Origin of the sequence: Pseudoalteromonas sp. MM1 (assembly GCF_030296835.1) — a bacterium.
In the GTDB taxonomy this organism is placed as follows: domain Bacteria; phylum Pseudomonadota; class Gammaproteobacteria; order Enterobacterales; family Alteromonadaceae; genus Pseudoalteromonas.
Genome location: NZ_AP027923.1, coordinates 160,675 through 187,296, shown reverse-complemented (window position 1 = coordinate 187,296; position 26,622 = coordinate 160,675). Strand labels below are relative to the sequence as shown.

Sequence of the window (26,622 nt, the reverse complement as noted above, 5' to 3'; positions counted from 1 at the left end):
AAGTAGCTAGCCGCGCCTATTAAATTTATAACTAAGCATCAGATGTATATTGAAATAAGAGAATTGCTTTAGCCAACCTTCGCTAAAAATATTTATTTTGCAGTTATTCGGGTGGCTACATAAAGCTAATTATAGGGCCACCCGCTTTAATTTTTATAGTTACTCAATCGTTACCTTTGCATCACTCACCCACGTTTCGGTTATTGCTTTACCGTTTTTATCCACTAAATACGCGCGAATGTGCGTTGGGTTATTGTTAGATTGCTTGTAATCAAACGCTAATCGCCATTGGTTAGTTCCCACTATTGGGTAAGCGCCAATTGGCTCTAGTATTTCGCCGTTACTGGCTTCAACAATAGGCTTTATGCCGCTTTCTCTATCGTGCCCTTTAAGTACAGGCCCTTCAAAGTCAATCACCATTTTGTTCACGCCCTCAGGAATAGGTTGACCAGGAATTCCGCCCTGCCCCTGGCGTGTATTCACAACACTTGCCAGTTTTTTTGATTTTGGGTCGAGTGGACGCCATTCAATATCATAAGAAAAGGTAAACTCATCGCCTTTACGTACCTCTTTTTCAGGCACCCAATAGGCAACAATATTGTCAAACGTTTCATCTTTTGTAGGAATTTCGATTAGCTGTACAGCACCTTTACCCCAATCACCCTGAGGTTTTATCCATGCTGATGAGCGCTTATTGTAAAATACACCGTCGTCTTGGTAGTTATTAAAGTCACGATCTCTTTGTATTAAGCCAAAGCCTTTAGGGTTTTCATCAATAAAACTATTGGTCGACACCGATTGCGGATTATTTAACGGTCGCCAAATATACTGGCCCGACCCAGTATGAATCGCTAAGCCATCACTATCGTGAATTTCTGGGCGCCAGTCTTTAGCTTCTGTTTTATCTTTTTGTGAGTACCAATACATACTTGTTAGTGGTGCTATGCCTAAGCGCTCTACATCGGCGCGCATATACAAATTAGCACTCACAGAGGTAATATGCCCTTTAGCTTCTTTGTTATCTTTACTTAAACCAAACCGATAAGCACCGGTGATAGAGGGCCCCTCAAGCAATGCCCACACAGACATGCTCTCACCTTTTTTTTCTGCGGGGCCTAACCAAAATGCCGAAAAGCGAGGAAATTCTTCAGGTTGATTCATACCGGTATTAATTGCAATACCGCGAGCCGACAAACCATATTGCCCTTGTGGACCATCAGTTCTAAAATAAGACGCCCCCAAAAACGATATCCAATCTGGTTTTATATCTGGGCGCATAATTCTAAAGCCTGCAAACCCAAACCCTTCTGGCAGGTCGTGGGCAGGGCTGTCGTCAGGCATATCAAAAAACGTATTACTAAAAGGCAGTTCTTTAACGTTGTTTTTATCATCTCTGATGAAAATACTTACCGGCTCAGGAAAGTATCGGCCAGGGTAAAATAATTGCACAGGAGCCTTTTTACCATTTGGATATAAGGTTTCATCTTCTTTAAAACGTATTTTCCAATGTTCGTCATAGGTAATTTTATCAATAAGCTCAGGGGCAGGAACTGCAGTTGGCGAATAAGGCTTTTCAGCTGAGGCTTTTGCCAACGCTTTTAAGTCTTCAAAAGTAAACTTAGCACTTGCTTGTGCTTGCGCCGCGTGTAACGACACAGAGGAGGCTATAATAGCGGCAATAAATAACTTTAACTTCATAAAAAGTATCTCTAGTAAAATGAGTCTAAAAATAAGTGCTCGGTTCAAGCGCTTAACTTAAAATGCGTGTAAAGATATTACACACCGTAATATGAACTCGCGTTTACTAAAATAACGTTATTTGGCGAAGCTTTTATGCTTAGCTGTGTTTAGGGGAGATTGTATTTGAATAGTTGTATTTAATAAATGCGGCTGATATAGCTTTTACTTAGTTAAAGCCAGTTAGTGCTTTAAAATCGAAATACTGACCTGTGCGTCGCTGCTACGCTTAGTATAAATATCTGACTAGTAAAAGCCTCATAAAATTAGCTAATTAGTATGGTGTTCAGCCAGTTATTTACTAATGTCTTTTCGATATTTTGTTATACCGCTGGCTATTTCTTTCCACCAGTTGTTAGCCCTAAAGTGCAAAAACTTACACTTAATTGGTTTAATTCTGTCTGCATTTGCAATTATTAACTCTGTTAATTGCTCAATATCATAGCCAGTCCACTCAGGTATTGGCTGTGCAAAATTCTGATTAACAGCTGGGTAAACTTCATTCCAGTAGATATACTCTAATTCTAAAATTGAATACTTAGATTTAGCACACGTAGCTATAGCGTTTTCTAGCTCATCAGATGGTTCAATATCCATCCAAAACATTTGCAACGCATCCCAAATAGGTTTTCTATCTTCTGAATCTAATCGTGGATTATCCATAAGCCACTAACGCCTTGTAAAGTTTAAAAATAAAACCTGCCATTAATAACAAAGTGAACTATTTTCTGTGCTGAGCTATTTAAGTATGCTTGTTATTGCTACAGGTTAAATAGCTTTTCGCATTTTATTTAACAACTCGTAGCATGCTTTATACAACAGTATTTCCATGTCTTTTGCATGATACAAAGGGCCCCAATGAAAGAATCCTCTTAAGCTAAATTTTTTAGCAATAAATTCGCGCCATGTAATAGACTTGGAAACACTAAACGTTTTAATCGTCTTATTGTGCTCAATGTTATACAAGCGCGACACTAATTTAACTTTTGGTCGCCAAAAAAGCGGAATAACAGCAGTATCAAAATCCACAGTGAATGCATCGCCACCATGCAAAGTAACTATAACCACATCTAAACCAATATCTGACTTTTTGGGCTCTTTAATAGACGAAATACTATGAAGGAAAAAAACCTCTTCAAGCTTTTAATGGATATTAAGTTTAATTCACTGGATATTTCATAGCTTCAAGTTTACGCTGCTTATCTGGATCAACGATTATGATAGTTGAATAACTCTTATAATTACCCACTTTAGATTCATCTGTAACCCATACAATCCAATCTGAAAAAGAATTATCATTTACATCTGCTAGTCCAACTACTTCAAGAATGAAAGTCCATTCATCAGTCTGTAACTCTGCAATGTTATGCCCAGCATGGCTATTTTTCGGAAAAAGTGATCCAAGTGTATGCGACTCTTTACTGCTTACTCTATACAAAGATGAAGGAAAAGTTCGAAGATCTAATTGATCTTTCAATCTTCTACCAAAATTTAAATCAGTACCTTCTTTTGGCTCTATTGAAGTTGATTTAATGAGAATATCTAAAGCTTCGCAAATCAAATACTCACTTTTAACAAGTTGATTATGGACTGACTCTTCAATGCTATACTTTGAGTTCAATAAAAAATATGAGTTGCAGTTTTTAGCTTTTTCACCGTTACTAAACATTAAACCAGTGCGATTTATTTCTAAGGAGTTATCCAGATTTTTATAAGATACCTTTAGAGTGTTATTTAATATGTCTTTATCTTGACGCAGGTCAGCATTTGTACAGCCAACTAAAAATAAAATGCTTAAATAGGCTTCAATTTTCATTATATTTTTTCCAGTAAAGCAGCTTCTTTTCTTCTTCTTGTAGGGTATGCATCACCAAATGACTTTAATATTTTGATAGCTTCCTTCCAATCCTGTGATGTTACCGCTTTCCAAAATTTGGGGGTAGTTGAACTTAAACCGATGCCATATTGAAACGAAACAGAAGTAATAACTGTTTGAGCTTGGTGAGGTATATCAATGAATTTTTTTTATTCCCCAGAGCGCTATTATACTTTTATTTCAATTGATTAATATGAGATGATTTTACTGCCTTATCTATTTCTTTAGCTTGAATTAGGCTAATCATAAGAGGAGATTTTTTAAGTATGGCTTCAGCACTTTTGCCTTTAGCTCCTAAATAGGGTTTTAACTTATTTATCAAAAGCGGGTTTATTCTCAAAGCCCTGAGCTCGGCCTCATTTCGTTGACCAAGGTCGAAACCTGTAGCTATCGTAACTCCGCTTTTACTAACTTCGGGAGCAGGCACATAGCCTTTTGTATTGCAGCCACCTTCAAGATCACTTAAAAATTTATAGTCTATATTTTCTGGCATAAAACCTCCTTATCTTATTTATAATATCGAATTCAATCAATTCGCTTAATAAGCGTACTAAATAAATCTAGTGTAAACAAGTAATTAGAGCTGTTATAAAAGTGACTTTTTAAAAAGGTAAAAAACCGTGTTTAATAAGTTATTAGGTTGGTGTTGCTAATTAGAGTAAAGGTTGCGGGATATATACATAGTTCGTTTTAACATAGGTTTACAGCGCTGCCTTTGCATCATTATCTAGATTGTTTAATTAGCCTCAAAGTTTACTTTATTAAAATACGGGTTTTGTTTGAGGGCTTTAATTACACTAATGCTGGTAAGTTCTATAAGCTTTAGCTCGCCATTTACGTTAACAACTATGCATTCGTCTCTATTAGCATTGCGTTTTGTATCAGTTGCTACGCCGCATACACTATCACCATTTTTTAATACAAGCTCAACGCTTAAATGGTGCATACAGGCAATTTCGATGTAATCATATTGGTGGCAACTGATCATAACATTCTCTTTATATTATTTAGCTGGCTTAAGTAGCATTAAAGTGGCAATAACAATTAAGTTGCCTACATACCATAAATCTTTAATTACAAATTGCCCTAAACGCTCTAATAAAGTGCTTGCGCTAAACGCGCCGTTTGCGGTTATTAAAAATGTCTGGGTCATTAAAAATACGCTTAAACACGCTAAACCACTCACAATAATAAGCTTTTTATTGTTAAGTAAAATGCCTGTGCCAAGAAGCACTGCAAATAATACATCAAACCCACCTATTACGTTTGATGCGCCTTGTACGCTAAATACCGTGTATAACCACGACATAAACGGTGAGGTTTCTACTAGGCCTACAATGGCTTTGGCTTCAAACTCATAAAATTTCATGCCGCCAATCCACAGTAACACCATAGCAACCGGTATAAAGTTTAAAAGTACGTGTTGTTTGTCTGTTAGCTTATTTTTATAAAACAAAAATAAATACAAAGGGATGATAGCAAAGTATTTAATAATGCCTTGCCCACTGCCAATTATTGGAAAGCCGCCTAACTGTGCCATCCAGCGGTTACTGGCAAATAAGGTAAGTAAAGGCACTATGCTAACAACTAACGCGAGTATAAGTGCAGGCATCGGCTTTATTAATTTTAAGTGCGCAGCAAAGGTGGTGGCTGCCAACGCAATCATAGCGCTGCCTGTGAGTAAACCTAATGTATTGTTACTTAGTAAGGTATCAAGTTCATAAAAGCTAAAGGTAGTTATGAGTGTATTTGGGTTTGCACCTAAAGCAAACGATACACCAAGTAATGCAAAGCTAAGTGTTAGTATAAAGGTGAGTGCGTTATTTGTGTGTGTTAAGTTCATTGTGTGCTCATTAAATCTGTGATGGCTAATAAAGACCTTACAAGCCGAAAAAACAATTCACTCAAGTTAACTAATACCCATTGTTCGCGAAGCCATTAATAGTATTCGCAGCTTTATGGTTAGTTATTTTTGATTTTTAAAATCTTTTTTCCTGAAAATAGTTATGTGCCAACCCCAATGAAGCGATCCTAATCTTAAAAATACAGTGGTAAAAAGTGAGCCTAAAATACACCATATATAATCTACCTCTATAGTAAATAGCGCAGCATAAACTAAGCCACCAGCTAAACAGGCTGAGGCATAAGGTTCGTTTCGCATAACTGAGGGTACTTCGCGGCAAATTACGTCTCGTATTAGGCCGCCAAAAATCCCTGTGGTGATCCCCATTGTTATGGCTATTACCATACCGGTGCCGTTTATTAAGGCTTTTTCTATCCCAATAATATTAAATAACGCCATACCTATGACATCTACTAATAAAAAGTAATAATTATTTACATGAGGTAAGTAACGAACAAATAATATTGTGGCAATAATAGCGGCGTATGTTGAGTATAAATACTCGGGCGTAGCTATCCAAAATATAGGTTTATCTAAAAGTATGTCTCTTAGCGTGCCGCCACCTAAAGCGGTAACAGTTGCTACCACCACTACACCAAAGCCACTTATGCTTTTTTCGTAGCCGAGCAATGCTCCGGCAACCGAAAAAAATGCCACCCCAAGCAGCCCCAACACCATAAAATATTCAGCGGTCATGTGCAGTCCTTTTTAAAATTTATAAATGAGTGCATCAACTTATATGCCAAAAATAATTAGTAAGAGCAAAAAGAGGATTAAAAAATACTATTTAAAAACAGTATGCTAGAAATCACTTAATGCAGCTGTGACTGAGATTGAATGAAATAAAATATTCATAAAAGTAATTATTTTAAAAGTGAGTAGTTTTTACATATTATTTATAAGTAGGGCTGTAAATTAAGCTATTGCGATTAACCCATTCATAATAAGCTAAATAACCGACAAAAAGAGCCTCTAAAATTAATAGGCTTATACCCTTCCAACTTGCAGAATCTAGGTATATAAAAATGAAAAAAATGCAAATCAATGCCCAAAATGTGTTAGCTAAAGCTAATATTTTAATGATCAAAAAGCTTCTTTTTCTTTTATCAGCCAACAATAATGCCAGCGCACCATAAAGCATATTAGCTGCTGTAATAAATTGAATGACATATAGAGGTAAAGAATAAACTTCGTGAAACCATCCTTGAAAACTAAACAACGTTAAACCTGCAAGTAGCCCTGCTGCACCGTCGAGAAAGAGTATGTCGAATTTTTTATGTGTAACCACTTTTAGTATCTTTCAACTTTTAACTGTTTTGCCTTTTTAACCGCCCACCAGCCAATTACTAGGCTCATTAATATCCGTACGGGAAAGTAAATAGCAGCAGGAATACCAAATAACCAATTGGCAAAGCCTTGTGGCATTACATAAAACGCAACCTGCTTCACCCAATATATAAACTCAACATACTGCGCTAAAAAGTCATTAAGCGATAAGCTCAGAGGTGCTAAATTATTACTGATTAAAACCCATAGTGCATACAAACCAAGCAAACCATCGCCCACACTGCCAATATAAGATGAGTAACCAATAAATAATAAAAAGCCGCGCATAGTAAGTCCCTGTCTGTTGTATCGTTAAGTTAAAAAATATACTCGCTTAGTTGCAGCCTTTGTTGGTTTTGGCTAGCTGAACGTCATGCACACTTGCATGTGCACCACAGTAAAACATGTAGTTAGAGCAGTGATGGTTTTCATCTTTAAGATTCAAGCCATTTTCATCAAATTCTAGCTCAAACTTACAGTTAATGTCGTATTCGGGCTCTTGTTCTTCAAACACCAGTTTTTTATCCTTAAGTACTAAAGGTAATGGTTCTGTAGTTCCTTCAAGCGGCGCTGTGATAGTGCAAATATGAAAGTTGTAGCCCCAGATAAGGCCTTCTGCAAAGTATTTATTTTCTTTTTTAAATACATTTACATAGCTCGTTTTTAATTTAAAACGCTCATTACTTTCGCTTCCATCGTCGTTGAGCATAGGGGTCGCGCTCGTTATTTTATCCGTCATTGAATAACATCCTTCAAATGAGCTTGCATATAAATACCCACTAAAGATGACACTTACTAGCATCAAAAATATTAAAACCAGTTTGCTCACCACTGCTCCTTGCTGCGCTGTTAATCTTCGTCAAAAAAACGGCCACTATCATCTGTCATTTTTACAGGTAGGCGGTTATCAACCATAAAATAATAAAAACGCAGGTCGTCAATTAAATCTGGAGCGGTTATTTCAATATCTTGGTATGTCGCGTTTTTAAACTTAAATCGTAAAATATGCTCAAAACGCTTAGTTTGGCAATAAAGCATTTCTTCTAGCTCAGACACCTTTATATTTATGCCGAGTAGTTCAAGCTCGCCATTTACAATTTCAATTGCATGAGCCTGTTCTGTGTTTGCACAATACCACTGTGAAAAAAACCTCAATAATACAAACGCAAAGAGGTATAAAAATTAATGCAGCAAAGGCTGTTCAATAAATACCTCTACCCAAAATAAAACTATAACTGCGATAAATGTGTTGAAACCAAGCGTCCAAAGTAGTTTTGCGCTGGGTGTTTTTTTGTACCTTGTAAGTTTTTTCATAAATCCCTTTTTTAACGTTATCCCTACATAAATATTGCTACTACTAAATATTACTCACTTTTGTTCCCGCTATATGATCGTGTAAACAGCGTTTATCTTTTCCTAATATAAATGCAGGGTTTACAAATCCAGCAATAAACTGACCTACCGAAGGGACTAGTGATAGCAGCTGCATAGGTAACATGCGTTTAAAGTAAATAGTTGTAAAACTTGCTTGTGTGCCGTCTAGGTTTTCTATACGAATAGACATACAGTATTTACCAATAGTTTGTCCGCGGTGATACATAAGGTAACCATGAAGTACTAATATAGAAAACACACCGAAGCCCCATAAAAATGCCGTTAAACTCAGATTTGGTTGGCTTAAACTTTCAAAACCGATATACATTATTACAGGTATAAAAACCGCTATACCTATTAGGCCGTCAATAATAGCAGCAACAAGCCTGTCCCCGCGTGATGCTTTTTCCCCCGCTATTTTTAGGTCACTATTTTGTGCGGGCTCTTGCGCTTCTCGGGTTTTTATAAGCTCGTCTATTTCTTTTGCGCGCTCAGGAAAACGTTCTCGGTCAATGACTTTTGCGCTAGAATAAAGTTCATCTAATGTGTAGGTAGAAAAGTCTATTGGGGTGTCCATGCTTGGGGGGATTCCTTTACGTAATTTATCTCAAAGTAGCATAGCTTTAGTAATTTATTCAATATCTTAAATTAAAGACTGGCGTAGCTTTTAACTTTTAGCTTTTAGCTTTTAACTTTTAGCTTTTAGCTTTTAACTTTTAGCTTTTAGCTTTTAACTTTTAGCTTTTAGCTTTTAACTTTTAGCTTTTAGCTTTTAACTTTTAGCTTTTAACTTTTAGCTTTTAGCTTTTAACTTTTAACTTTTAACTTTTAGCTTTTAACTTTTAGCTTTTAACTTTTAGCTTTTAACTTTTAGCTTTTAGCTTTTAACTTTTAACTTTTAACTTTTAACTTTTTAAGCAAAAAAAATGACGCTAAAAAGCGCCATTTTTTGTTTTAGTATTAAATTAAAGCGCTAGGCTTAAAATTTTCTTCGCTTTAGCAACGTCAATATCGCCATGTTCGCCAAGGGCTGTCATGCCGTTACGCTCAAGGTTATTGCCAACTGCTTCAACGGCTTCTTCACCTAGGTCGTAATCGCCAAGTTTTGTTTTAATGCCCATTTGCTCAAAAAAGTCTTGAGTATGTTTAATGGTTGCATCAACAAGCTCGTTTTTATCTTCCATATTTAGGCCAAATACACGCTCACCTAACTGAATAATTTTAGCGCGTTTTTGCTCTTGCTGAACAAACATCAATGGCGGTAATACAATAGCAAGCGTTACAGCGTGGTCTAGGTTATAAAGCGCTGTTAGCTCATGGCCTATCATATGCGTAGACCAATCTTGTGGAACACCTTGGCCAATTAAACCATTTAACGCCATCGTTGCCGACCACATTACGTTTGCACGAACATCGTAATCTTCTGGGTTTTCTAGGGCTTTAGGGCCTTGCTCAATTAGCGTTGATAAAATGCCTTCTGCAAAACGGTCTTGCAGTGGGGCATTTACTGGGTACGTTAGGTATTGCTCAATAACGTGTACAAACGCATCAACTACACCATTAGAAATTTGGCGAGTAGGAAGCGAGAATGTGTACTGTGGGTCTAACACTGCAAACTGAGGTTGCACTATTGGTGTACCAAAGGCACGTTTTTGCTGGGTTTCTTTACGGGTAACAACAGAGTTACCGTTACTTTCCGAGCCTGTTGCCGGTAGCGTTAATACCGCACCAATAGGCAGTGCGCTTTTTACTTCTGCGCCATTTACTAAAATGTCCCAGCCATCGCCTTCGTATTTTGCTGCTGCCGCTACGTATTTAGCGCCGTCGATAACACTACCGCCGCCAACAGCTAATATAAAGCTAACGTTTTGCTCTTTTACAAGTTCAACTGCCTTAGAAAGTGTTTCGTATGTTGGGTTTGGCTCAACTCCCGAAAACTCAACAAAATCTACACCTTTAAGTGCATTTACTACATCGTCATATACGCCGTTCTTTTTGATAGAACCACCACCGTATAAAAACATGACCTTGCCTTCGCTAGGTACGCGGCTTGCGATCTCGTTAATTTGATCTTTGCCGAATAAAATCTCGGTGCGGTTTTTAAATGCAAAATTTAACATATTTGTACTCTACTTGGTTACGGGGCTTAGCCCCTTGTGCTCATTGCTTTATAAAATGGGAGTCAATCTTTAACTTACAAGTTATTAATTGCCAAATTTATAAAATAAATACGATAACGTTTAATCTTTGAATGAGCGGCAAGTGTACGCGCTCTTTACAATAAGTAGAATTCAGTTAATCTTGCTTTACCTATCGGATTTCTGATACCAAACATTTATGTCTTACTTTGTTCAACTACGCACCTTTGTTGAAGTTTACCGTTGTAGAAATATTTCTCGAGCAGCTAAAAACTTAGGGTTATCACAACCTGCAGCCACCGCACATATACAAACTATGGAGTCGGTGGTAGGTAAGTCTTTGTTTGAGCGGCGTCACCGAGGCGTAGAACCAAGTAATGCCGCCCACGATTTAGCAGGCCAAGTGGCAAATCATCTTGATGCTATAGAGCAAAAGGTCGCCTCTGTACGCACCCGTTCAAGCGATGTGAGCGGTACAATTACACTAGCAGGGCCTGCTGAATACATAAGCTATGTGGCTTCTGCACAATTGGCTAACTTATTACAAGCAGGTAATGTTGATGTAGTAGTACTGCCTGGCAATCGTGAGCAAATTTATTCAGCGCTCGACACCGGTGTTGCCGATATGGCTATTACGGCCTCCTTGCCCGATAACAAAATTTACGACTTTGAAGTGCTCGACAGCGAAGAGCTAGTACTAGTAGCACACCGTTTATTAGCACAAAGCTTAAAGGGGCAAACCATTACGCCAGCACTGTTAAATACGCTGCCAGTGGTCAGTTACGACAGTCAATTACCGCTTATACGCCAGTATTTTGATACCGTATTTAAGCAAAGCTGTACGTCAAAAATAATTGCACGCTGCCCCGATATACGCGCCTTAGCTGGTATTGTTAGAACAGGCGTTGGTTATACCGTGCTGCCAGATTATTTATGTCACGACGATATTCAATCAGGAAGGTTAATTAAGCTTGGCCCTCAAGGCCCTGAAAACAATTTATATTTGGCGTGGCGTAAAGGCGCTTTAGCTCACCCTAGGCTTAACTATGCACGTGATGTGCTTATGGCTTTTTCTAATATAAATAAATACGCAAAATAGCTATTTAATAAAATAGCCAACCGCACGCCATTGGCCACTGCTTTTACTTAATGTAAGGGTTTCGACCGCAAGCCTTGCTGAAAATTGCGTTTTAAATTGCACAATAAGGTATTTTCCTTGCGGGGCACCAGGTAAAGATGTGTATTCATTAGCGCTTATTTGTTCTCTTGTAGCCACTTTACCTAGCGGTGCACGCACTGTGCTTAATGCACTTTTCCAGTTAGCTTTACTTAGTTGCGATTTAAATAGCGCATCGGCTTGTTGCCAACTTTTTGTATATTTACCCGCATCAATTAACTGTAACCAGTTTATTGCTACGGGCATATTTTTAGTGGTTTTGGCCCACACAGAGCCGCTTATAAACAAGCATAAAATTAAAATGAGGGGTTTCATCATTTATCCTTTTAATCTGGCATTAAAAGTAAATATTGCAACTTTAAATTACAACACATTAGTAAAATGGTTAACCCCTAAAGTAAAAAACATTTGTACTGTAAAACAAAATTAAACGCTAATAGGCCCTATATTAATGTCAGTAACTTAAAAGCTGCGGTTAACTGCAGCTTATGCTTTTGTATTCTTAACACTTAATAGGTTAAAAGTGCCATTTAACCATTAGGTTTGGGTTGTGCTCTGTTTGACCATCTACACCAAACTTATTTTTCCAATATACGTACTCAATGCCTACATCTAAGCGCCCTGTGTCTAAGCCAAGCATTGGGGCAACGTTGTATTTTAGCTGCGAGGTAAAGTTAAAGCCGCTTTCACTTTTACCAAACATCGTATTGGTGCTGTCTGTAATGTCTAAAAAGCCATCATATCTAAAGTTGCCGTTGTTATAGCCCCACGTTACGGTTATTTGGTTGTTATCTTCACGCTCTATACCAATATCATCCTGAAAACGGCGGTAATAAGCCACGTTAAAGTATTGAAAACCAGGTACATCTAACGATACGCCACCACCTAATAAATAGTTATTTTGATCGGTATCACCTGAGCCGTATTCTGTTTGCAGCCCTAAAAACACCGCTTTAACAAAGCCGTCTTGTGGTTTGTAAAGCGTTGGGTTTATGTTTAGCTCTCCGTACACTTCATCGGGGTTACTTAATCTATCCATAAAAAAGAACGTGCTTCCCCAGGTATGGCCCGATGCATGCTCAATGGTTACTACACTTCTGTTATCTTTTTCCTCGGTGAACGGATTTAAATAGTCATCTCCGGTCATAGCAGTGATACTAAAATCTGACCAAAGCTCTTTTGCCGACACCCCAGTTGAACAAACAGCAATTGCGGTTACTAAAACTAACTTTTTGATTTTTTTGATTTTCATGTTGATTCCTTGATAATTATTTTATTAGTTTAGTTAACATGTTCCGTACTTGCTGAATAATTTTCAGGTAATATCAGGGTCATAACAATTGCAGTTAAACCCGACACAGTCACAGCACTACCAAATATAGCGGTTACTAATTTAGGTGCATTTATAAATAGCTCTGGCACAAAACTAACGCCTAGCCCCATACCTAAACTCACGGCAATAATAAGTAAGCTACGGCGGTTTATTTTTTCACTTGCAAGAATTTTTACCCCTGCGGCTGCCACGGTGCCAAACATTACAAGTGTTGCACCGCCAAGTACGGGTTTGGGTATGTTTTGTAGCACCGCCCCCACCACCGGAAACAACCCTAAAACAATCAGTATTGCGCCAATCCATAGGCCAATGTACCTACTTGCCACACCTGTTAACTGAATAACCCCGTTATTTTGACTAAAAGTAGTATTAGGAAAGGTATTAAATGCGGCTGCAATCATTGAGTTAACGCCATCACCTAATACACCTGCGCGTATTCGGGCTAAATAGTTTGCCCCCTTAACGGGTAATTTAGACACCGCACAATTAGCGGTAATATCGCCGGTCGATTCTATGGCTGTAATAAGGTATAAAAAGCCAAAGGCAATCATGGCACCAAAATCAATATTAAAGCCGTATTTGAATGGTATTGGCATGGCAATTAAATCAAACTCACCCACCTCAAACTTGGCAATGCCTAAAATAACCGCAAGTATCCAGCCTACTATCATGGCTACAACCACAGCGGTAAGCCTTACCCACTGGTTTTTGCTGGCGTTAAGTAACACCACTAATGCCACCACCGAAAATCCAACAATTAAGTTACTTGGCGATGCAAACTTTTCAGGCATATTAGTCAATAACCACTGGCCACCGCCTATGTCGGTCATACCTACTTTAATGAGGTAAACCCCAATGGTGGTGATCACCACACCGGTAACAACAGGTTTAATGACTTTGCCTAGTTTTTCTATAAAAAAACTAATAAATATTTCTACAAAGGCCGCTAAAAAGCACACCGCAAATATAGTAGCGAGTACATCATCGTTACTGCCTCCACTGGCTTTTACAGAAAAGCCAGTGGCTAAAATAGTGCCTAAAAAAGCAAAACTGGTGCCTTGTACGCATATAAGTCCACAACCTACAGGCCCAACACGGCGCGCTTGTATAAACGTGCCAACACCCGATACAAACAACGCCATACTAATCAAATACGGTATTTCGCTTGCAAGCCCCAGTACACCACCAATAATAAGCGTAGGCGTAATAATGCTTACAAAGCTTGCTAGTACATGCTGCAATGCAGCAAAAAATGATTCTACTAGGCCTGGCTTATCATCTACTGTGTATAAAATATCTTCGCACGTATTAACCGCTTTTTCTGTCCTTGCCTCACACATTGCATCGTTTGATTGCTTTATCGGCTCTAACATAGTGCTCTCCTTTAGTTTGTATAGTTAATATTGCTGCAACCAAAAATCAAAACTATTGCTTTATATCTAAAGCCAACAAACTGTCCTAATGGTCAAGTTTATTGTGCAAATATTTTTATGGCGCCTATTTAAAATGTTAAAAATAAACTTCTATAAAAAGCTATTTAGCTAACAGCTTTTACTTTATATAAAAGGGTAAATAGCTTTTTAGCCCTCACTCTTTTGTGTACTTGTTAAGCAAAACTGTGCTTTAATTAAATTACTGACCGAGCGGTCAACAATGGCATGGTATCTGCAATAAACTTACCAAGATGAAAAAGTTTTTTTCTTAGCAGCACCAAAACAACAAGAAAAAATATACGCCAAGCCTTTAAAGATCAGGGCTTTAAAAAAGTTAAGGGGGTCTGTGTGATTCAGTTTTTATTAAATGACACGCCAATAGAAGTACAAGAATGTTCGCCAAGTCTCACCATTTTGGACTGGCTACGCACCAAAAAAGGGAAAGTGGGCACCAAAGAAGGGTGTGCTACAGGCGATTGCGGCGCGTGCACAATTTTAGTCGGCGAAGAAAAAACAAACTCAAACGGTAACCCAGTTTGGCACTACCAAACCATGAACAGCTGTCTGCTTTTATTAGGCAATGCACACGCAAAACACATTGTAACCGTAGAAGCTGTAACAGCGGGGCTTTACCCAACCCTTGATGACTTACACCCAGTACAACGCGCATTGGTAGAGTGCCATGGTTCGCAGTGTGGTTTTTGTACCCCAGGTATAATAATGAGCATGTTGGCGCTTTACATTAATAACCCGAGTTACCCAGGTAAAAAAGCCGCTATTCATGCTTTAGGTGGTAACTTATGCCGTTGTACTGGCTACAGCCCTATTTTACTAGCGGTAGAAAAAGCCTACAGCTACGAGCGTAAAAATGAGCCTTACTCAGCCATGGCGGCACAATTTAAGGCATCACTAAATATAGGTGATGACATTCCATTTTTAAAAAATGGCCCTCGTACGTTTTATTTACCGCAAAGTGCAGCGCAACTTGTTGAGCTTAAAGCGCTTTACCCCCATGCACACTTGGTTGCTGGTGGCACCGACTTTGCCATTGAGCTTAGCCAAAATATGCTATTACCCGATGTAATAATATCCCTAAGCCAAGCTAAAGAGCTGTGCACAATAAGCGATAACAATGGCGAGCTACATATTGGTGCAGCACTCCCTTACAGCCAGTTTATTGAAGCGTTTTACACTTACTACCCTGAGTCTAAAGAGCTGTTTGAACGCCTTGGCTCTAACCAAGTACGTAACAGTGGCACCTTAGGTGGCAGCATCGGAAATGCCTCTCCAATTGGCGATCCAGCCCCATTGTTAATTGCACTTAATGCCACTCTAGATTTATTAAGCGCATCAGGCACACGTACTATAAACGTGGCCGACTACTTTGTTGATTACAAAAAAACAGTAATTAAAAGCGATGAAGTAATTAGCAAAATTACAGTGCCAAAACGCCCAGACTCGTTAAAGCTTGCGTGCCATAAAATTTCAAAACGCTTTGAAGATGATATATCTACCGTGTGTTTAGTACTGGCTATTGAACAAACACTAGGCGCAATTTGCAATGCCCGTTGCGCCATGGGCGGCATGGCTGCCATACCCAAACGCGCTGCGCACATAGAGCAAAACCTTAACGCACAGCCCTTACAAGTAAGCACGTTTATAGATGCGGCTAATGCTATAAATGATGACTTTGCCCCCATGAGCGATGTACGCAGCAGCGCACATTATCGCACTACGGTAAGCAAAAACTTGCTACAACGCATTGGTATTGAGTTTTGCGGTGCACAGCCTAGTAGCAATAAAAATAACAACATTGCCATTACGAGGATCTCACATGCGTCACTTTGAAATGGATAAACTAAAAGCCCAAGGCGGAAGCGTTGGCCAATCTAAGTACCACGAAAGCGCAATAAAACAAGTATGTGGCAATGCAAACTACGCCGACGATAACCCAGAGCCTCATGGCTGTTTACACGCCTACCCTGTGCTTGCGCCTATTACCAGCGGCTTTATTAAATCAATTGATACAAGTAAAGCGCTTGAAGTGGCAGGTGTTAAACGTATTTTATCGGCCGATGATGTACCCGGTAAGCTTGATATTGGCCCAGTATTTCCAGGTGATGTACTACTGACCAATCACGAAATTCAATACCACGGGCAACCTGTGCTGGTAGTCGTTGCCGACAGCTATGAAATCGCGCGCCGCGCTGCTCGCTTAGTGGTTATAGAGTGCGAGCAAACCACCCCCATACTTGATATTAAAGAAGCCATAAAAAAAGAGCATTGGGTAAGGCCGCCACATTCACTACAGCGTGGTAATAGCGAGCAAGCCATAAATAATGCAGCTCACCAGCTTAAAGGCGAAATACACATAGGCGGGCAAGAACACTTTTACCTTGAGGGACAAATAGCACTTGCTCAGCCCGATAACGATGGTGGAATTCATGTGCAATGCTCTACGCAGCACCCAACGGAGGTGCAGCACTTAGTTGCCAAAATTTTAAAAAAGCCATTTAGCTTTGTAAACGTAGAAACCCGCCGTATGGGCGGTGCTTTTGGCGGTAAAGAAACCCAAGGCGCACCGTGGGCTTGCCTTGCAGCGCTTGCAGTTTACTACCTTGGCTGCGCCGTTAAAATGCGCCTAGCCCGCAGCGACGACTTTAAACTTACCGGTAAGCGCCACCCGTTTTATAATCAATACCATGTAGGGTTTGACGAAAATGGCCTAATTGAAGGCGCTGATGTAACCGTAAATGGGTTTTGTGGTTATTCGCCTGATTTATCTGATGCCATTGTAGACCGTGCGATGTTTCATGCTGATAACGCGTATTACTACCCAGCAGCCACTATTAAAGGTAATCGCTGTAAAGTTAATACTGTAAGTCACACTGCGTTTAGAGGGTTTGGTGGCCCGCAAGGCATGATCATGGGCGAGCTAATAATGGACGACATTGCCGCTAAATTAGGTAAAGATCCGCTTGAAATCCGAAAACTTAATTTATACAAAAAAGGCCGCGACACCACGCCGTATCATCAAACAGTAGAGCAACATATTTTAAAAGATATGATTGCCCAGCTTGAAGAATCGGGGGATTACTGGGCGCGAAAAAAGGCAATTAAAACCTTTAACGCATCATCCCCTATTATCAAAAAAGGCCTTGCAATGACGCCGGTCAAATACGGTATATCGTTTACCGTACAGCACTTAAACCAAGCGGGTGCATTAGTGCATGTATATAGTGATGGTTCAATTCATTTAAACCATGGCGGCACCGAAATGGGCCAAGGCTTAAACACAAAAATAGCGCAAATAGTCGCCCATGGCTTTGGCGTTGATTTTGACGCAGTAAGTATAAGCGCAACCCGTACCGATAAAGTACCAAACACCTCGCCAACTGCTGCATCAAGCGGGACTGACCTAAACGGCATGGCAGCGCTAAACGCGGTAAACACCATAAAGGAGCGTTTAATAAACTTTATAAGTAAGCACTTTGAAGTAGACAGCAACACTGTTGTATTTAAAGATAACCTCATTACCTTTAGCAAAGGCGAAATTAGCTTTAGCGAACTTGCAAACCTTGCTTATATGAATCGTATATCGCTTTCATCAACGGGCTATTACGCCACGCCTAAAATTCATTACGATAGAGCGAAAGGCGAAGGCCGGCCATTTTTTTACTACGCGCATGGCGTAGCACTCAGTGAAGTAGAAGTAGATACTCTGACAGGCGAAAACACCGTTACGCGTGTTGATATACTGCACGATGTAGGCAGCTCAATTAACCCGGCACTTGATATAGGGCAAATTGAAGGGGCTTTTGTGCAAGGGATGGGCTGGCTTACCACCGAAGACTTACAATGGAATGATAAAGGCCAGCTTGCAAGCTTTGGCCCCGCTAACTATAAAATTCCGGCTATCGGCGATACCCCTGCCGAATTTAACGTAAATTTATATAACTCGGCCAATCCAGAAACCACCGTATTTAGATCAAAAGCAGTTGGCGAACCGCCGTTTATGCTGGCCTTTAGTGTATGGAGTGCTATTCGTAATGCCATAAGCAGTGTGGCCGATTACAAATACACCGCCCCACTCGATACGCCTGCGACACCTGAGCGAGTATTAAATGCAATTGAGCAAACCGCTAGCTGGTATAAGGAGCAGCAACATGGCTAATTTAAATGAGTCGTTTCAGGGTTTTCATACTCAAAACTGGGCGCAAGCTATCAACGAGCACGAACAAAGCGGCACTAACTATGTTATTGCCACTATGCTAGGCACCAATGGCTCAACCCCACGGGGCACAGGCTCTAAAATGGTAATAAGTGGCGAGCATATTTACGACACCCTAGGCGGTGGCCACCTTGAATACGCAGTAATAGAAAAAGCCCGCGAGCTTCTTGCCAAAGGCGAGGCCGCGCAAGTAATAGAGCAATTTAACCTAGGCGCAAATTTAGGCCAATGCTGCGGCGGAGCTGCCACCGTGATGCTTGAGTGCATGCAATGCGAGCGCTTTACCCTCGACATATACGGCGCAGGCCATGTAGCACAGGCGCTTATTGGTATATTAGCACAACTGCCTATGCGTATACGTTGGATAGATAGCCGCGCCGATGTATTCCCACAGGTTATTCCAAATAACGTAGTAAAAGTGGTTGATGAAGAGCCAACAGAGCAAGTTAAACGCGCGCCGAAAGCTAACAATTACTTAATACTCACCCATAACCACCAGCTCGATTTTGCACTCACTCAAGCCATTATTAAACGTGCCGATGCCAATTGGCTGGGCGTTATTGGCTCATATACTAAAGCAAAACGCTTTAAGCAGCGCTTAGCTCATCGAGATTTTACCACCGAACAAATAAAGCAAATGGTCTGCCCTGTTGGGCTTGAAAATGTAACGGGCAAGCTCCCTATGGAAGTGGCAATATCAATTAGCGGGCAATTAATTGGCCTTTACCAGGCTATGCAAACCCATGCGCCCAAACGCCAAGGTGTGCAATGGCGTGCACTTAAAAATGCCCTAATTAGCACCGCGCAAGAGGAAGAAAACGCATGAGTAGCTTAAAAATTAATAACCTAAATGAAGCGCAAGCGCATCAAGCCTTAGAACACTGCTGCGCCGCCCCTAATTGGGTAAGCGGTATGCTAAATACCATGCCATTTGAAAATAAAGAGCACCTATTTAAGAGTGCACAAAGCGTATGGGATGGCCTAGGCGAGAGCGATTATTTAGCCGCTTTTGAAGGCCACCCGCAAATAGGTGATTTATCAACATTAAGTAAAAAGTACGCCGCTACAGCGCAAAAAGCGGGCCACGAACAATCAGGAATGAGCAAAGCAAACGAGCAAACCCTTAAAAAAATGATTGCGCTAAATAAAGAATACCTCAGTAAATTTGGCTTTATATTTATTGTGTGTGCCAGCGGCAAAAGTGCTGAGCAAATGCTTGAACTTATTGAGCAGCGTATACACAACACCCGCAGCACAGAGCTTAATATAGCCGCGGGCGAACAAGCCAAAATAACAAAAATAAGATTGGAGTCCCTGATATGAATAAAAGTATGAACAAAAGCCCTATCACTACCCATATTCTCGATACCAGCACAGGCAAACCGGCTGAAAATGTAGCTGTACAATTGTTTGTACACACTAATAACGAGTGGGAATTAATTGCCCAAGGTAAAACAAATAGCGACGGGCGTATTACCGACTGGCTAAATACAGACGTAGAATTTGCAACCTATAAGTTGGTATTTGATTTAGATAGTTACTATGAAAACCAACCTACCCCAGCGTTTTACCCAGAAGCGCAAATAATCTTTAGATTACAAGATCAAAAGCATCATCATATTCCGTTATTGCTTAGCCCATTTGGCTACTCAACGTACAGAGGCAGCTAACAATGAGCACGCAAAATAATAATAAAATAACCGTAATTTGTGCCAACATACTCGATTTTGTTGACGACCCAGCCATAGCCGGCGAAAGCGCCCATCGCTATTTTGAAAAAGGCGCGTTAGTTATTCAAAACGGCAAAGTGGTAAACCTTGGTTACGAGCAAGACATACTGCCAAGCATTGATAAATCAGCCACTATTATTCGCCACGATGGCAAATTGGTTATGCCCGGCATGATAGACACGCACATACATTTACCACAAACCGAAATGGTCGGCGCGTATGGCGAGCAGCTTTTAAGCTGGCTTACCGAATATGCCTTCCCAACCGAAAAAAAGTTTACCTGTGAGCATTATTCAAAAGACATATCGAATCGTTTTTTAGACGAACTACTTAGAAACGGCACCACCACTGCATTGGTATTTGGCACTGTGCATCCGCAATCGGTGGATGCGTTTTTTAACGAATCTCAAAAACGTAATTTACGCATGATTGCCGGTAAGGTAATGATGGACAGAAACTGCCCAGATGATTTATCAGATTGTGCGCAAACCAGTTACGATCAATCAAAAGCACTGATAGAAAAATGGCACAATGTTGATAGATTAAGCTATGCGGTAACACCACGTTTTGCGCCTACCTCTACCCCTGAGCAACTACAAAAATGTACTCAATTATTAGAAGAATACCCCGACACCTACCTGCATACGCACTTATCTGAAAACAAGGACGAGTGCGAATGGGTAAAAGGATTATTCCCAGAAGCCGAAGATTACCTTGGCGTTTACGAGCAAGCTAAAATGGTGCGTAAACGCTCGGTATTTGCCCATAGCATTCATTTATCGGAACGTGAGCTGTGCTGCCTTGGTGATAACAACGCGGCTATATCTCACTGCCCTACCTCTAACTTATTTTTAGGCTCGGGCCTTTTAAATTTAAAGAGATGTGAAGAACACGGAATAAATGTAGGCATGGGCACCGATGTAGGCGCAGGAACAAGTTTTTCTATGCTGCAAACAGGTAACGAAGCGTACAAAATTCAGCAGTTACAAGGTCAAAAGTTCTCCGCATTTAAAGGTTTTTATTTAACCACCCTAGGCGGTGCACGGGCGCTTGATTTAGAAGGCACCATAGGTAACTTTAATATAGGCTGCGAGGCCGATTTTATTGTAATGGACTACGCGGCCACCTCGTTTTTAAAGTTCAGAATTGGCCATGCCAAAACCCTGCATGAGCAACTTTTTGCCATAATGATGCTAGGCGACGACCGCTGTATTGAACAAACCTACATCATGGGTAAAAGCGTGTATAAGCGCGATGCAAAAGAGCAGTTTTCAACAACCCACACACCACAATTAGAAGAGGCATAACCCGATGGAAAACTATTTATTTGAGCTTGCTCATTTGGTGTTTAGATACTTTCACGTGGTCGCGGGTATTGCGTGGATAGGCGCCTCATTTTATTTTGTATGGCTTGATAACAACTTGCAAACGCCGCCACAATGGAAACAAGATAAAGGCATAAGAGGCGATTTATGGGCAATTCATGGTGGTGGCTTTTACGAAGTGGCTAAATACCAAAATGGCCCAGAGCAAATGCCCTCAACCCTACACTGGTTTAAGTGGGAAGCCTACACCACTTGGATCAGCGGCGTGCTGTTATTTACGCTTTTATATTATGTAGGCGCAGATGTGTATTTACTCGATGCCAGTAAAAGTGAGCTAAGTAAATTTGCCGCTATTGGTGCATCACTTGGTTTCATAGGCTTGGGCTATGGGGTTTATCGTTTACTGTGTAAAAGCCCACTTGTTGAAAACGGCAAAGCCTTTATTGCGCTCAGCGTTGGCTTTTTAGCGTTATGGACGTATGGGGTTGATCAGCTATTTAGTGACCGCGCGGTATATATTCATGTTGGTGCATTAATTGGTACCTGTATGGCCGGTAATGTATATCACATTATTATGCCTGCGCAGCGTTACATGGTAAGCGAAGTAGAAGCTGGGCGAATTCCTGATTCAGCGCCGGGTTTAAAAGCAAAGCAGTGCTCGGTACATAATAACTACGCCACCCTGCCGGTTATTTTTATTATGCTAAGTAATCACTTTTCGTATACCTATAGCCATGAGTTTGGTTGGTTAGTGCTTATTGGCTTTTTTATTATTGGTATGTGGATACGCCACTTTTTTAATTTAAAACACCAAGGTGTTAATAAGCCTTCAGTACTAATAAGCGGTATTGCCGCGTTTTTTGCGTTAATGCTAGCCATAGCACCATGGCCTAGCAGTACAACCCATGCAGGCGAAAACGCACCGTTACAAGCAAGTATAAGCGATACGCAAGCGTGGGATATAATTAATAAGCACTGTACACAGTGCCACAGTGAAACACCTACATCAAAGCTTTTTCAAACAGCACCGCTTGGCTTTAAACTCGACTCACTTGCTGATGTAAAAAAAGCCAGTGCACTTATTCATACTCGCGCGGTTATAACCAAAGACATGCCATTGGCAAATATGACCAAAATGACTGATGCAGAGCGCGAAATGCTAGGCTCTTGGCTCACAACACTTAAAAAGGAGCAGTAACATGAGCGAGCAATTTAAACACTACCCGCGCGATTTAATTGGTTATGGCTCACAAGTGCCCCATGCAAATTGGCCCAATAATGCCCGCATTGCTGTGCAAGTGGTATTAAATTACGAAGAAGGCGGAGAAAACTCTGTATTACATGGCGATGCAGCGGCTGAAACGTTTTTATCTGAAATAGTCAGTGCTCCCCATGTAGAAGACCGCCATATAAGCATGGAGTCTATTTACGAATATGGCTCGCGAGCGGGTGTGTGGCGTTTACTTAAACTCTTTAAAAAATACGATATACCGGTCACCATTTTTGCTGTGGCAATGGCCCTTGAGCGCCACCCCGATGTAGCTAAAGCTTTTGTTGATGCAGGGCATGAAATTGCAAGCCATGGCCTGCGCTGGATAAATTATCAACATATAGATAAGCAAACCGAGCGTGAGCACATGCAAAAAGCCATCGAGATCATTCAAACGCTTACCGGTAAAAAGCCCACAGGCTGGTACACCGGGCGCACAAGCCCTAACACAGCTGCCCTTGTGGTGGAAAATGGCTCGTTTTTATATGATGCCGACGATTACAGCGACGACTTACCCTTTTACAGCATTAAAGAAGGTAAGCCACAGCTAATAGTGCCCTACACCCTTGATGTAAACGACATGCGCTTTGCCGCAGTGCAGGGGTTTAACGCCGGTGATCAATTTTATAATTATTTAAAAGATGCCTTTGATACGCTGTATGAAGAAGGCGATCCACAAGGTGAAAACGCCCCAAAAATGATGTCGATTGGTTTGCATTGTCGCTTAATTGGCCGCCCAGGGCGCATTAAAGCCCTAGCACGTTTTTTTGAATATGCTAAATCGCATGAACAAGTATGGTTTGCCACGCGCGAACAAATCGCCGAGCACTGGCTTAAAACCCATCCGTATAATACCAATCCGCAATAGTACTTAATCATTTTCAGGGGCTAAACGTGTCGCTATCTGCGTTAGAAAATTCTCATTTACGACTGCATGGATGCAGAAGGTAGAGCAATGCAGGAGCAATTGCCGAGAACAACTAAATAGCGAATTTTTTGCCTTGCTATCAACACGTTTATCCATCCTCAAAATAGATCACTTAATTATGCGGTTTGGTATAAAAAAGCCTAGATGTGAGCCGTTCAAACTAAACTCTAAGAGCTTATAAGATATATCGTAAAACAAAAAAAGCCCAGCAATGCTGGGCTTAAGGTCACTTTAGGAGTAGTGGTTTAATTAAATGACACCGTAATGATGTTAGAACATACATTTTCAGTTACACATAATTGGTAATCGTACGATGGTAATGTAGCACCACGTACGTAGTCGCGGTAACGGCCGTTGTCTGATGTAGTATCAACCAGCTCACCGTTACGGTATAGGCTTAACGACTCAGCGCCAACACGTTCCCAACTTAAATCTACACGCATGGTATCAAGGCGAGATTTATTAGCGCGTTTAAGGGTAAGCTCTAGCTCTACATCACTCACTACAACCGTTTGCGTTGAGCTGCTAGTATTGCCTTCACTATCAGTCACAGTTAATACAACCTCGTAATTACCTGATGCTGCATATACATGCATTGGGTTTTGATCTGATGATGTTGCACCATCACCAAAGTCCCAGCTCCATTGTGTAATATCGTTATTTGAGTCGGTACTTGTATCTGTAAAGTTAACTGTTAAGCCTTGTGTTTCTACATCAAAGCCCGCACGCGGTGGTTGTGGGCTAACTTCACCAATAGCACTTAATGTAAGAGACCAAGTATTAATGGTGCCCGTATCAGCTGCTGCGGTATCTTCTACGTGTAGTGTCCAATCACCTGTAGCCACTTCACCATTAAATGACTCAGACGTAAAGCTTCTTACTATGTCGTCGCTTGAACCACCCACATTGCTTTGCAGTGTTACCTGCGTACCTTGTGCAGATACTAATGTAACCACTAAGTCGCCTGAGTAAGTGTGCGTAATATCAACATCTGCAGTAGTACCAAAAACGGTTAAATCATCTGGTACATTAATCACTGATACAGCGCCCACTGGCGAGTTATCAGGAATTTCAACACTTGCATTACTGCTGTAGGTAAAGTCGTTTAGACCAACAGGTTGAATCATTAATTTAACTGACTGCTCTTTAACAATGTCACCTGCTGTGGCAATCACTGTTAGGTCGTATTCACCCCACTGTGTATCAGTGTCGGTTTCAACATTGAGCATTACATCATCGCCAGGGCGAGCGGTACTAGCCGATAAATAAGCGCTGCTTAATGCTGATGATAGCTCAAGCGTTACTTCTTCATCCCACTCGGCAATTGAGCCAATGGTAAATGTGTAATTTGTAGCTTGGCCCGCTACAATTTGTTGCGTAAGTGGATCGGCTGAAATTTTAAAGCCAGGGGTAGGATCTGCATCAATAAGTGCTTGATTCACATTAAGACGAGTACCTGCCACCGTTACACCTTGTAGTGCCGCATTTGCATCGCCAGAGTTCATTAGTAACTCTTTAAGCTCTTGCGTATTAAGTTCAGGGTTAATAGATAACACTAACGCGGCAGCACCTGCCACATGAGGAGTCGCCATTGATGTACCAGAGTAAGATGCGTAGCTCTCACCAGGTGTAGTTGATAAAATAGCACTACCCGGCGCGCCCATATCAACGCTTGTTAAACCATAATGTGAGAACCATGAAATATTATCGGTTTGATCCGTACTTGCAACTGATAATACACTTGCGTTTTCGTAGTTAGAAGGATAATGAGGGTTTACATCGTTATCTATTGTGTCGTTACCCGCAGCGGCTACAAACAATAAATCGGCCGCTTCGCTTGATGCAATAGCATCTGCTAGTGCTTGGCTATAACCACCACCGCCCCAGCTATTATTTAATACGCGTAAGTTAACACCGGCATTTTTAAGCCCTACCATGTAGTCAATACACTTAATAGCGTCTGATGTTGAACCATTACCTGCAGCATCTAAAAACTTACAACCAACTAGTGACACCTCGTGGTTAACGCCTACAACACCTGTTGCATTATTACCGCTTGCGCCTATAGTGCCTGATACGTGAGTACCATGGCCTTCATCATCCATAGGGTCGCCACTGTTGGTAATTGCATTAATACCATGTACGTCATCTACAAAGCCGTTACCATCATTATCAATACCATCTCCTGGTATTTCGCTGCTATTTACCCACATATTGCTCGCTAAATCGCTGTGGCTGTAATCAATACCCGTATCAATTACACCTACCACAACATCGCGGCTACCCGTCGAAATATCCCATGCTTCTACTGCATCAATATCAGCATCGGCTGTACCACCTGTTTGACCCTCGTTATTCAAACCCCATAGCTCGTCAAAGCGCGGATCATCAGGCGTACTTGCAATACTTACCTGATAATCAGGCTCAACATACTCAATGGCTTGATGTGACTTTAAGCGCTCGATTGCTTCTTTAGTACTCATGCCTGATATTTTAAACTTAGCTAAACGCCCAGAGAGTAAAGATTTATAGTTGTCATCGATTTCATCAGCGTTTACATCTGAAATTTTTGCCTTCACTAACGAACGCGCTTGTTTACGCATTTGTGCTGACGCATTTTTTTTGTATTTAACAATTACTGCATCGCTACTTGCTACAACAGGTTGTTTAACTCCAGCATCAGGTAGTTTTGCAGCAGCTAAACACGGTAGTAAAGCAAGAGTGATAATAGATAATTTTGTTTTCATTGTTCTATCCATAGTTGGTTTAACTTAGCGGTGCTAAGTAAGTTTACTTACAACTTCAAATACAAGAGGATCACGTGGCATAGAACTAGAAAAC

The 26,622-nt window shown here is 40.7% G+C and carries 28 protein-coding genes; 9 read left to right on the top strand and 19 right to left on the bottom strand.

The window, feature by feature from the left end; all coding sequences use genetic code 11:
* Positions 1 to 159: 159 nt before the first annotated feature.
* The 15 genes from QUE46_RS17510 to QUE46_RS17445 all read right to left on the bottom strand — a co-directional run bounded on the left by QUE46_RS17510 (position 160) and on the right by QUE46_RS17445 (position 10,336).
* A complete protein-coding gene (locus QUE46_RS17510) occupies positions 160 to 1,698 on the bottom strand; it encodes a glucan biosynthesis protein (protein ID WP_286248929.1) in 1,539 nt (512 codons plus the stop codon).
* Between the two features lie 333 nt (positions 1,699 to 2,031).
* Positions 2,032 to 2,400, bottom strand: a complete 369-nt coding sequence (locus tag QUE46_RS17505) for a hypothetical protein (protein ID WP_286248928.1) — start codon at positions 2,398 to 2,400, stop codon at positions 2,032 to 2,034.
* A 105-nt stretch (positions 2,401 to 2,505) separates the two neighbouring features.
* Positions 2,506 to 2,805, bottom strand: coding sequence for a hypothetical protein (locus QUE46_RS17500; RefSeq protein WP_286248926.1), 300 nt, complete (start codon positions 2,803 to 2,805; stop codon positions 2,506 to 2,508).
* A 91-nt stretch (positions 2,806 to 2,896) separates the two neighbouring features.
* Complete coding sequence (locus tag QUE46_RS17495; RefSeq protein WP_286248925.1) at positions 2,897 to 3,553, bottom strand: hypothetical protein; 657 nt, start codon at positions 3,551 to 3,553, stop codon at positions 2,897 to 2,899.
* Entirely contained in the window at positions 3,553 to 3,723 is a 171-nt protein-coding gene (locus QUE46_RS20305) for a hypothetical protein (RefSeq protein WP_374761411.1), read from the bottom strand. Before QUE46_RS20305 ends, QUE46_RS17495 begins: the two co-directional genes overlap by 1 nt.
* Positions 3,724 to 3,788: 65 nt before the next feature.
* The gene (locus tag QUE46_RS17490) at positions 3,789 to 4,106 is read right to left on the bottom strand and encodes a pesticin C-terminus-like muramidase (protein WP_286248923.1); all 318 of its coding nucleotides are present in this window, start codon (positions 4,104 to 4,106) and stop codon (positions 3,789 to 3,791) included.
* A 243-nt stretch (positions 4,107 to 4,349) separates the two neighbouring features.
* Positions 4,350 to 4,601, bottom strand: a complete 252-nt coding sequence (locus QUE46_RS17485) for a Rho-binding antiterminator (RefSeq protein WP_286248921.1) — start codon at positions 4,599 to 4,601, stop codon at positions 4,350 to 4,352.
* 15 nt (positions 4,602 to 4,616) lie between these two features.
* Positions 4,617 to 5,456: a DUF417 family protein gene (locus tag QUE46_RS17480; protein ID WP_286248920.1), complete on the bottom strand. Its 840-nt coding sequence runs from the start codon at positions 5,454 to 5,456 to the stop codon at positions 4,617 to 4,619.
* A 123-nt stretch (positions 5,457 to 5,579) separates the two neighbouring features.
* Positions 5,580 to 6,212 carry a trimeric intracellular cation channel family protein gene (locus QUE46_RS17475; protein WP_286248917.1) on the bottom strand — a complete coding sequence of 211 codons (633 nt, stop codon included), beginning with the start codon at positions 6,210 to 6,212 and terminating at the stop codon, positions 5,580 to 5,582.
* A 196-nt stretch (positions 6,213 to 6,408) separates the two neighbouring features.
* Entirely contained in the window at positions 6,409 to 6,804 is a 396-nt protein-coding gene (locus QUE46_RS17470) for a hypothetical protein (RefSeq protein WP_286248916.1), read from the bottom strand.
* Positions 6,805 to 6,806: 2 nt separating this feature from the next.
* Entirely contained in the window at positions 6,807 to 7,130 is a 324-nt protein-coding gene (locus QUE46_RS17465; RefSeq protein ID WP_055016914.1) for a hypothetical protein, read from the bottom strand.
* Positions 7,131 to 7,176: 46 nt separating this feature from the next.
* Positions 7,177 to 7,581: a hypothetical protein gene (locus QUE46_RS17460; protein WP_286248913.1), complete on the bottom strand. Its 405-nt coding sequence runs from the start codon at positions 7,579 to 7,581 to the stop codon at positions 7,177 to 7,179.
* A gap of 110 nt (positions 7,582 to 7,691) precedes the next feature.
* Positions 7,692 to 7,997 carry a hypothetical protein gene (locus QUE46_RS17455; protein WP_286248911.1) on the bottom strand — a complete coding sequence of 102 codons (306 nt, stop codon included), beginning with the start codon at positions 7,995 to 7,997 and terminating at the stop codon, positions 7,692 to 7,694.
* A 202-nt stretch (positions 7,998 to 8,199) separates the two neighbouring features.
* Entirely contained in the window at positions 8,200 to 8,793 is a 594-nt protein-coding gene (locus tag QUE46_RS17450; protein WP_286248908.1) for an RDD family protein, read from the bottom strand.
* Positions 8,794 to 9,181: 388 nt separating this feature from the next.
* Positions 9,182 to 10,336, bottom strand: coding sequence for an iron-containing alcohol dehydrogenase (locus QUE46_RS17445; protein WP_286248905.1), 1,155 nt, complete (start codon positions 10,334 to 10,336; stop codon positions 9,182 to 9,184).
* A 217-nt stretch (positions 10,337 to 10,553) separates the two neighbouring features.
* Between QUE46_RS17445 and QUE46_RS17440 the strand changes: the two genes are divergently transcribed.
* Entirely contained in the window at positions 10,554 to 11,453 is a 900-nt protein-coding gene (locus QUE46_RS17440; protein WP_286248903.1) for a LysR family transcriptional regulator, read from the top strand.
* On the opposite strand, the gene QUE46_RS17435 is transcribed toward QUE46_RS17440, so the two are convergent.
* The 3 genes from QUE46_RS17435 to QUE46_RS17425 all read right to left on the bottom strand — a co-directional run bounded on the left by QUE46_RS17435 (position 11,454) and on the right by QUE46_RS17425 (position 14,237).
* Positions 11,454 to 11,849 (bottom strand): DUF4019 domain-containing protein, encoded by a 396-nt coding sequence (locus QUE46_RS17435; protein WP_286248901.1) that lies wholly within the window; start codon positions 11,847 to 11,849, stop codon positions 11,454 to 11,456.
* 199 nt (positions 11,850 to 12,048) lie between these two features.
* Positions 12,049 to 12,783 (bottom strand): DUF5020 family protein, encoded by a 735-nt coding sequence (locus QUE46_RS17430; protein ID WP_286248899.1) that lies wholly within the window; start codon positions 12,781 to 12,783, stop codon positions 12,049 to 12,051.
* Positions 12,784 to 12,812: 29 nt separating this feature from the next.
* The gene (locus QUE46_RS17425) at positions 12,813 to 14,237 is read right to left on the bottom strand and encodes a uracil-xanthine permease family protein (RefSeq protein ID WP_286248896.1); all 1,425 of its coding nucleotides are present in this window, start codon (positions 14,235 to 14,237) and stop codon (positions 12,813 to 12,815) included.
* A 408-nt stretch (positions 14,238 to 14,645) separates the two neighbouring features.
* Between QUE46_RS17425 and xdhA the strand changes: the two genes are divergently transcribed.
* Genes xdhA through puuE form a run of 8 tightly spaced genes read left to right on the top strand, consistent with a single transcriptional unit; the run spans position 14,646 to position 23,721 of the window.
* Positions 14,646 to 16,145, top strand: a complete 1,500-nt coding sequence (gene xdhA, locus QUE46_RS17420) for a xanthine dehydrogenase small subunit (RefSeq protein WP_286248894.1) — start codon at positions 14,646 to 14,648, stop codon at positions 16,143 to 16,145.
* Entirely contained in the window at positions 16,132 to 18,471 is a 2,340-nt protein-coding gene (gene xdhB, locus QUE46_RS17415) for a xanthine dehydrogenase molybdopterin binding subunit (protein WP_286248893.1), read from the top strand. Before xdhA ends, xdhB begins: the two co-directional genes overlap by 14 nt.
* Positions 18,464 to 19,354: a xanthine dehydrogenase accessory protein XdhC gene (gene xdhC, locus QUE46_RS17410; RefSeq protein WP_286248891.1), complete on the top strand. Its 891-nt coding sequence runs from the start codon at positions 18,464 to 18,466 to the stop codon at positions 19,352 to 19,354. Before xdhB ends, xdhC begins: the two co-directional genes overlap by 8 nt.
* On the top strand, positions 19,351 to 19,851 hold the full coding sequence (gene uraD, locus QUE46_RS17405; protein ID WP_286248890.1) for a 2-oxo-4-hydroxy-4-carboxy-5-ureidoimidazoline decarboxylase: 501 nt from the start codon (positions 19,351 to 19,353) through the stop codon (positions 19,849 to 19,851). The genes xdhC and uraD overlap by 4 nt, the downstream gene beginning before the upstream one ends.
* Positions 19,848 to 20,198 (top strand): hydroxyisourate hydrolase, encoded by a 351-nt coding sequence (uraH, locus tag QUE46_RS17400; RefSeq protein ID WP_286248889.1) that lies wholly within the window; start codon positions 19,848 to 19,850, stop codon positions 20,196 to 20,198. The genes uraD and uraH overlap by 4 nt, the downstream gene beginning before the upstream one ends.
* A gap of 2 nt (positions 20,199 to 20,200) precedes the next feature.
* Positions 20,201 to 21,565, top strand: coding sequence for a guanine deaminase (gene guaD, locus QUE46_RS17395; protein WP_286248888.1), 1,365 nt, complete (start codon positions 20,201 to 20,203; stop codon positions 21,563 to 21,565).
* A 4-nt stretch (positions 21,566 to 21,569) separates the two neighbouring features.
* Positions 21,570 to 22,781 (top strand): urate hydroxylase PuuD, encoded by a 1,212-nt coding sequence (locus tag QUE46_RS17390; RefSeq protein WP_286248887.1) that lies wholly within the window; start codon positions 21,570 to 21,572, stop codon positions 22,779 to 22,781.
* A 1-nt stretch (position 22,782) separates the two neighbouring features.
* Entirely contained in the window at positions 22,783 to 23,721 is a 939-nt protein-coding gene (puuE, locus tag QUE46_RS17385) for an allantoinase PuuE (protein ID WP_286248885.1), read from the top strand.
* A gap of 305 nt (positions 23,722 to 24,026) precedes the next feature.
* Here the strand turns inward: puuE and QUE46_RS17380 are convergent, their stop codons facing one another.
* Positions 24,027 to 26,528: a S8 family serine peptidase gene (locus QUE46_RS17380; protein ID WP_286248882.1), complete on the bottom strand. Its 2,502-nt coding sequence runs from the start codon at positions 26,526 to 26,528 to the stop codon at positions 24,027 to 24,029.
* Between the last annotated feature and the right edge of the window lie 94 nt (positions 26,529 to 26,622).

Excerpts from the sequence above, each read along its gene's own strand:
- QUE46_RS17510 (WP_286248929.1), bottom strand. The coding sequence starts at position 1,698 with ATGAAGTTAAAGTTATTTATTGCCGCTATTATAGCCTCCTCTGTGTCG.
- QUE46_RS17505 (WP_286248928.1), bottom strand. The coding sequence starts at position 2,400 with ATGGATAATCCACGATTAGATTCAGAAGATAGAAAACCTATTTGGGAT.
- QUE46_RS17495 (WP_286248925.1), bottom strand. The coding sequence starts at position 3,553 with ATGAAAATTGAAGCCTATTTAAGCATTTTATTTTTAGTTGGCTGTACA.
- QUE46_RS17490 (WP_286248923.1), bottom strand. The coding sequence starts at position 4,106 with ATGCCAGAAAATATAGACTATAAATTTTTAAGTGATCTTGAAGGTGGC.
- QUE46_RS17485 (WP_286248921.1), bottom strand. The coding sequence starts at position 4,601 with ATGATCAGTTGCCACCAATATGATTACATCGAAATTGCCTGTATGCAC.
- QUE46_RS17480 (WP_286248920.1), bottom strand. The coding sequence starts at position 5,456 with ATGAACTTAACACACACAAATAACGCACTCACCTTTATACTAACACTT.
- QUE46_RS17475 (WP_286248917.1), bottom strand. The coding sequence starts at position 6,212 with ATGACCGCTGAATATTTTATGGTGTTGGGGCTGCTTGGGGTGGCATTT.
- QUE46_RS17465 (WP_055016914.1), bottom strand. The coding sequence starts at position 7,130 with ATGCGCGGCTTTTTATTATTTATTGGTTACTCATCTTATATTGGCAGT.
- QUE46_RS17460 (WP_286248913.1), bottom strand. The coding sequence starts at position 7,581 with ATGACGGATAAAATAACGAGCGCGACCCCTATGCTCAACGACGATGGA.
- QUE46_RS17450 (WP_286248908.1), bottom strand. The coding sequence starts at position 8,793 with ATGGACACCCCAATAGACTTTTCTACCTACACATTAGATGAACTTTAT.
- QUE46_RS17445 (WP_286248905.1), bottom strand. The coding sequence starts at position 10,336 with ATGTTAAATTTTGCATTTAAAAACCGCACCGAGATTTTATTCGGCAAA.
- QUE46_RS17440 (WP_286248903.1), top strand. The coding sequence starts at position 10,554 with ATGTCTTACTTTGTTCAACTACGCACCTTTGTTGAAGTTTACCGTTGT.
- QUE46_RS17435 (WP_286248901.1), bottom strand. The coding sequence starts at position 11,849 with ATGATGAAACCCCTCATTTTAATTTTATGCTTGTTTATAAGCGGCTCT.
- QUE46_RS17430 (WP_286248899.1), bottom strand. The coding sequence starts at position 12,783 with ATGAAAATCAAAAAAATCAAAAAGTTAGTTTTAGTAACCGCAATTGCT.
- QUE46_RS17425 (WP_286248896.1), bottom strand. The coding sequence starts at position 14,237 with ATGTTAGAGCCGATAAAGCAATCAAACGATGCAATGTGTGAGGCAAGG.
- xdhB (WP_286248893.1), top strand. The coding sequence starts at position 16,132 with ATGCGTCACTTTGAAATGGATAAACTAAAAGCCCAAGGCGGAAGCGTT.
- xdhC (WP_286248891.1), top strand. The coding sequence starts at position 18,464 with ATGGCTAATTTAAATGAGTCGTTTCAGGGTTTTCATACTCAAAACTGG.
- uraD (WP_286248890.1), top strand. The coding sequence starts at position 19,351 with ATGAGTAGCTTAAAAATTAATAACCTAAATGAAGCGCAAGCGCATCAA.
- uraH (WP_286248889.1), top strand. The coding sequence starts at position 19,848 with ATGAATAAAAGTATGAACAAAAGCCCTATCACTACCCATATTCTCGAT.
- guaD (WP_286248888.1), top strand. The coding sequence starts at position 20,201 with ATGAGCACGCAAAATAATAATAAAATAACCGTAATTTGTGCCAACATA.
- QUE46_RS17390 (WP_286248887.1), top strand. The coding sequence starts at position 21,570 with ATGGAAAACTATTTATTTGAGCTTGCTCATTTGGTGTTTAGATACTTT.
- puuE (WP_286248885.1), top strand. The coding sequence starts at position 22,783 with ATGAGCGAGCAATTTAAACACTACCCGCGCGATTTAATTGGTTATGGC.
- QUE46_RS17380 (WP_286248882.1), bottom strand. The coding sequence starts at position 26,528 with ATGAAAACAAAATTATCTATTATCACTCTTGCTTTACTACCGTGTTTA.